At 67.1% G+C, this 3,019-nt stretch carries 2 protein-coding genes; one reads left to right on the top strand and one right to left on the bottom strand.

The window, feature by feature from the left end:
- Positions 1 to 133: 133 nt before the first annotated feature.
- Positions 134 to 2,110 (bottom strand): UvrD-helicase domain-containing protein, encoded by a 1,977-nt coding sequence (locus tag AB4Y84_RS17910; protein ID WP_033832666.1) that lies wholly within the window; start codon positions 2,108 to 2,110, stop codon positions 134 to 136.
- Between the two features lie 102 nt (positions 2,111 to 2,212).
- On the opposite strand from AB4Y84_RS17910, the gene AB4Y84_RS17905 reads away from it, so the two are divergent.
- Positions 2,213 to 2,833 carry a thymidine kinase gene (locus AB4Y84_RS17905; protein WP_099819678.1) on the top strand — a complete coding sequence of 207 codons (621 nt, stop codon included), beginning with the start codon at positions 2,213 to 2,215 and terminating at the stop codon, positions 2,831 to 2,833.
- Positions 2,834 to 3,019: the final 186 nt, after the last annotated feature.

Below are 3,019 nucleotides of genomic sequence, written 5' to 3'. Positions count from 1 at the left end.
GGGGTATCCGCGCCATGGATGGCGCGGCTAAGCCCCCAGGGACGGGTTCACGGCGTCCCCCGCGAACCCACCCCGACCAGCCCGCGTAGCCAACGCGCGCTCCACCACGGAGGGGCGGCGCCGTTGGAGCGCCTTAGTCGAACAACGCCTCGATCGCCGCCAGCCCCGCCGTCGCCCGCTCCTTCTTGCGCGCCGCATCCGCAACCGGATCAGCGCCATCGCGCTGGATCTCCTCGGCCGGGATCTCCTCGAAGAAGCGGCTCGGCTTCAGCCGCACGTGCTCGCCGAACTTGCGGGTCAGCTTGCTGTAGCTCATCCACAACTGGATCTTGGCGCGGGTGATGCCCACATACAGCAGGCGCCGCTCTTCCTGCAGATTGCCCTCGTCCAGGCTGACCTGGTGCGGCAGCACGCCATCCTCGCAGCCGACGATGAACACATAGGGGAATTCCAGGCCCTTGGAGGCGTGCATGGTCATCATCCGCACCTGGTTGCCCCCCTCGTCCTTGTCACTGCGCGACAACAGCGCCAACTGGCCGGCCAGATCGGCCGCGGTGGCACCACGCGGGCCACCCTCGAACCACTGCGCCAGTTCTTCGATGTTGTTGGCGCGACGCTGGTAGCTGGCTTCTTCCTTGGCCTGCTGCCGCAGCTCGCTGAGCAGGCCCGATTCCTTGGCGACCTTGCGGATCATGTCGCCGGAGCTGATCTGCCGCGTCTGCGCGCGCAGGTCGCGCAGGATGTCGGTGAAGCGCGCCAGGCTGTTGGCCGCGCGCGGTGGCAGCTGCTGCAGCGCGCCGATCGCCTCGGCGGCCTGCGCCATCGGCATGTCCTTTTCCGAGGCCAGTTCGGCCAGCTTGGCCAGGGTGCCGGCGCCGACCTCGCGCTTGGGCGACTGCACCGCACGCAGGAACGCGGTGTCGTCGTCCGGGTTCACCAGCAGCCGCAGCCAGGCCAGCGTGTCCTTCACTTCCTGGCGCTCCAGGAACATGGTGCCGCCGGTCAGGTGGTAGGGGATGCGCAGCAGCTGCATGGCCTTTTCCAGCGGACGCGACTGGAAGTTGCCGCGGAACAGGATGCAGAAATCGCTCCACGGCACGTTGCGCGTCTGCGCTACGAACGCGATCTCGGCGGCGACCTTCTCGGCCTCGTGTTCGCTGTTGCGGCACTCCCACACACGGATGCGCTCGCCGTCGGCCTGGTCGCTCCACAGCTTCTTCAGGTGTTCGTGCGGATTGTTGGCGATCAGCGCGTTGGCCGCGCGCAGCACGCGGTTGGAACACCGGTAGTTCTGCTCCAGCTTGATGATTTCCAGCGCCGGGTAATCGCGCCCCATCTGCTGCAGGTTTTCCGGGTTGGCACCGCGCCAGGCGTAGATCGACTGGTCGTCATCGCCCACGCAGGTGAAGTTGCCCTTGTCACCGGCCAGCTGCTTGAGCAGGCGGTACTGCGCATCGTTGGTGTCCTGGCATTCGTCGACCAGCAGGTAGCCGATGCGCTCGCGCCAGGCCAGCGCGATGTCCGGGTTCTCTTCCAGGATCTGCACCGGCAACCGGATCAGGTCGTCGAAGTCCACTGCGTTGAACGCGCTCAGGCGCAACTGGTAGCGCTCGTAGATGCCGGCCGCTTCCTTTTCGCGATTGCTGCGCGCGGCGGCCATCGCCTGTTCCGGCGACAGGCCGGCGTTCTTGGCGCGCGACACCAGGTTCTTCATGTCCTCGATGTCGTCCGGCTTGGCGCCGTACATCAGGTCCTTGATCTGCGCGGCCGCGTCATCGGCATCGAAGATCGAGAAACCGCGCTTGAGCCCGACGGCGGCATGCTCGATCTGCAGGAACTTCAGGCCCAGCGCATGGAAGGTGCAGATGGTCACTTCATCGGCATCCTGCTCGCGCAGGCGTTTGGCCACGCGCTCGCGCATTTCCTTGGCCGACTTGTTGGTGAAGGTGATCGCGGCGATGCGCTTGGCCGGGTAACGGCCACAGCCGATCAGGTGGGCGATCTTCTCCACGATCACGCGCGTCTTGCCACTGCCGGCGCCGGCGAGCACCAGCAGCGGTCCTTCGATGTGGAGGACGGCGGCAGCTTGGGGGGGATTGAGACCGTGCATTGGGTGGGGATTGTAGCGGGCGTTGATGGCGGCCACAGCCGCCGGCCGGTGGGCTTGCTGAACGGCTTCGGCCGGTGCCGGGTGGCGTCGTACAATCGGCCGATGGCCAAGCTCTATTTCTACTATTCGGCGATGAACGCCGGCAAGACCACCACCCTGCTGCAGAGCGCGCACAACTACCGCGAGCGCGGCATGCGCGTGGCGATCCTGACCCCGCGCCTGGACGACCGTGCCGGCGCGGGCGTGGTCGCCTCGCGGATCGGCCTGCGCGCCGACGGCATGGCCTTCGAACGCGACACCGACCTGCAGCAGTGGGTCACGCAGGATCTGCAGGCCAACGGGCCGCTGGGCTGCGTGCTGGTGGACGAGGCGCAGTTCCTCAGCCGCAGCCAGGTCTGGCAGCTCAGCGAGGTGGTCGACCAGTTGCGCATCCCGGTGCTGTGCTATGGCCTGCGCACCGATTTCCGCGGCGAGTTGTTCGAGGGCAGCCAGTACCTGCTGGCCTGGGCCGACGAGATGCAGGAGATCAAGACGATCTGCCACAGCGGCAAGAAGGCGACCATGACCGTGCGCGTGGACGAACACGGCCATGCCGTGCAGGACGGCCCGCAGGTGGAGATCGGCGGCAACGAGCGCTATGTGTCGGTCAGCCGCGCCGAGTTCAAGAAGATCACCCGGGGCGAGGGTCGGATCGATCCGGCGCAGGCACCGCTGCCGCTGTAAGGGTTTTTCGGCAGGGCTGCGCCCTGCACCTGCCGACGCGGTAGTGCCGGCCGCTGGCCGGCAACCTCAGCAGCAACAGCCGGCTCTGGGTTGTCTGTTGGTTGGGCGGGGAGGTGTGGGGGTGCAGGACACGCCGTAAACCCATCCCTGGGGGCTCGATGGCGCCATCCATGGCGCCAACGGTCC

It is taken from the genome of Stenotrophomonas sp. 2YAF22 (genome assembly GCF_052114665.1).
GTDB classification, from domain to species: Bacteria; Pseudomonadota; Gammaproteobacteria; order Xanthomonadales; family Xanthomonadaceae; genus Stenotrophomonas; species Stenotrophomonas indicatrix.
This window is presented reverse-complemented; position numbering and strand designations above follow the sequence as displayed.